Below are 2,858 nucleotides of genomic sequence, written 5' to 3'. Positions count from 1 at the left end.
TGACTTTTTTATTCTGCAATAATAGGGAATTTTAGTTTGCAACTTTCGGGAATACTACATTGCAATTCCCGGTAATTTTAGTATACAACAAATAGCTGTGTTGAAAAATATAACCACTAATATTATAAATAATAGCATTATTATTTTAAAATTTCTTTTAGCTGGCGGAAATAATATATTTAATTTCATTCTATCAATTCCTTCAGAGATATTATTTATGTTACTTTTAATATTTCGGCAATTTTTATGATAATCCTTTTAAAATTCTGAAAAAACAGGCAAAAAAATCCCTCCAGCAGTAAAATAATAAAAGTTAAAATCAAAATAAAAAATGCTCTCTATTTAAGAGAGCATTTCAAATGAAAACTAATTAGATTGCTTTATAAACTATTGATATTTTTATCTGAGTTTAAATTGTTAAGTTTGTCAATCTTCAGATCCAACTCACTCTGGCCAATACTCAAACGTACAGTTTGATTATGAATCTTTTTGATGTTGTAATCCATTTCAGAAAATCGATTATCATGATTTTTTAGTATTGTTTTGATATTATATAATTCAACATTTTGTTCTTCAAAAATATTAAATACTTTATCAAAACGTTTATCTATTTGCTCGAACCGTTTATCTATTTGCTCAAATTTGCTATCAAGCTGGTCAAAACGAGCCAAAAGTGTCTCTAAAATTTCAGCTTCTGACATCTTGTTCCACCTGCCCCTCTTCGTATTCTCCAGATAATTATAATGTATCATATTTTGCTAGTAATTAGCAAATGATAAATTGAAATAGTTTAATCTATTGTATAATATTGCTGCTGAATTATTAAAGCTTATTTTTTACTATACATATTATTATAATAATTTATATAATCTCCTGAAGTTATATTTTTAAGCCAATTATAATTATCTAAGTACCAACTAATAGTAGCAACAATACCTTCATCAAATTTAATAGTCGGTTCCCAACCGATTTCACTTTTTACTTTATCAGGATCAATAGCATATCTTTTATCATGCCCGGGCCGATCTTCAATAAAGTTAATTAAATCATAATTTATATTATCTAGCTCAAGACTAAATTTTTTCAGATATTCATTTTTTTCTCTTAAAATATCTTTTAATTTTCTAATTATGGTCTCTACTATATCTAGATTAGTCTTTTCATTATGACCACCAATATTATAAGTTTCTCCCGGTTTGCCTTTTTCCAATATCATATCGATAGCCTGACAGTGATCTCTTACATATAACCAATCTCTTATATTAAGGCCATCTCCATAAATAGGAAGCTTTTTTCCACTTAAAATATTATTAATCATTAATGGAATAAGCTTTTCAGGAAATTGATAGGGACCATAGTTATTAGAGCATCTGGTAATTAAGGTTGGCAGACCATAAGTCTTGTTAAAAGCTCTTACCATCATATCTGCACTGGCTTTTGAGGCTGAATAAGGACTATTAGGCTGAATATTAGTTTCTTCAGTAAAATATCCTTCTTTACCTAAGGAACCATAAACTTCATCAGTTGACACCTGAAGGAATTTAACATCATTTTTATATTCTCTTTCTCCAATTTCCCATTTATCTTTAGCTATGTTTAGTAAATTCTGTACTCCTAAAACATTAGTTTTTAAAAAGATTTCAGCATCTTCTATTGAACGGTCAACATGTGATTCTGCAGCAAAGTTTACTATATATGTAATATCATTTGTTTCAAAAAGATATTCAACCAGATCTTTATTATTAATATCGCCTTTAATAAAGCTTAATTTTTGAGCTGGATTATTAATTTCTACTTCTATATTTGCCAAATTGCCGGCATAAGTAAGTTTATCCAGACAAATAACTTTTCGTTCAGGATATTTCTTTAAAATATACTTGATAAAATTGCTTCCTATAAAACCAGCTCCACCAGTTACTAGGTATGTTTTCACTTTTATATCACTTCCGACAGTAACATTAATTTGTAAATCATCAGGCAATATTGTTTTTTTCTACAAACAATCTTCTAGTCCTTCCTGGCGAAGAATATTTCTAATTTCTTTTACTTCCTGGGCTCTTTTTTTATCACAGATTAATATAGCATCTTCTGTATCAACTATCACTACATCATCAAGTCCAATGGTAGTCACTACCTTATTAGGACTATGAATAATAGAGTTAGTGGTATCTATACCATAATGTTTACCAATTACTACATTACCATCAGTATCTACTTTTTTTACCCGCTCTAAAGCTGGCCAACTGCCGAGATCATCCCAGCCGAAAGAACCAGGAATAACAAAGATATCATCTGCTTTTTCCATAATTCCATAGTCAATCGAAACACTCTGCATTTTTTCAAATTCATCTTTAATTACCTGTTGAGCTAAATCAGTACCCAAAGCATTTTTTATTCGCTCCAGAGATTTATACATTTCCGGCAGGTGGATCTCTATATTAGATAGAATACTGCTTAACTGCCAGATGAACATTCCACTGTTCCAGAGATATGTTCCTTCCTCCAAAAACTCTTTAGCAGTGCTTAAATCAGGTTTTTCAGTAAAGTTTCTAACTTCAAATACCTTGTCACCATCTATGGTATGTAATTGATTACCAAAGTGAATATAGCCATAACCTGTTTCTGGATGAGTTGGCTCTATACCAATAGTAACTAAGTTTTTACCAGTAGATGCAGTCATAATTGATTTTCTTAAAATATCCACAAATCTTTTTTGATCTTTAATTAAATGATCGGCTGGTAAAAAATCATTGTTGAACCAGGTGTAGATGATAAAATAGATTTTACAGAAAACGCTCATTAAGATTTTACGGATATTGCTAGATAATGTAAATCTCAAGATTTAGAGTTGGCAAATA

General features: G+C 29.6%; 3 protein-coding genes. All 3 read right to left on the bottom strand.

Annotated elements, in window-relative coordinates; all coding sequences use genetic code 11:
• Positions 1-380 precede the first annotated feature (380 nt).
• The gene (locus BMZ74_RS14190) at positions 381-701 is read right to left on the bottom strand and encodes a hypothetical protein (protein ID WP_089862855.1); all 321 of its coding nucleotides are present in this window, start codon (positions 699-701) and stop codon (positions 381-383) included.
• Positions 702-829: 128 nt separating this feature from the next.
• Entirely contained in the window at positions 830-1,933 is a 1,104-nt protein-coding gene (rfbB, locus tag BMZ74_RS14185) for a dTDP-glucose 4,6-dehydratase (protein WP_089862856.1), read from the bottom strand.
• A gap of 60 nt (positions 1,934-1,993) precedes the next feature.
• Entirely contained in the window at positions 1,994-2,800 is an 807-nt protein-coding gene (locus tag BMZ74_RS14180) for a mannose-1-phosphate guanylyltransferase (protein ID WP_143070195.1), read from the bottom strand.
• Positions 2,801-2,858: the final 58 nt, after the last annotated feature.

Origin of the sequence: Halanaerobium salsuginis (assembly GCF_900114545.1) — a bacterium.
In the GTDB taxonomy this organism is placed as follows: domain Bacteria; phylum Bacillota; class Halanaerobiia; order Halanaerobiales; family Halanaerobiaceae; genus Halanaerobium; species Halanaerobium salsuginis.
This window is presented reverse-complemented; position numbering and strand designations above follow the sequence as displayed.

Coding starts and splice junctions, on each gene's coding strand:
- BMZ74_RS14190 (WP_089862855.1), bottom strand. CDS start 701: ATGTCAGAAGCTGAAATTTTAGAGACACTTTTGGCTCGTTTTGACCAG.
- BMZ74_RS14180 (WP_143070195.1), bottom strand. CDS start 2,800: ATGAGCGTTTTCTGTAAAATCTATTTTATCATCTACACCTGGTTCAAC.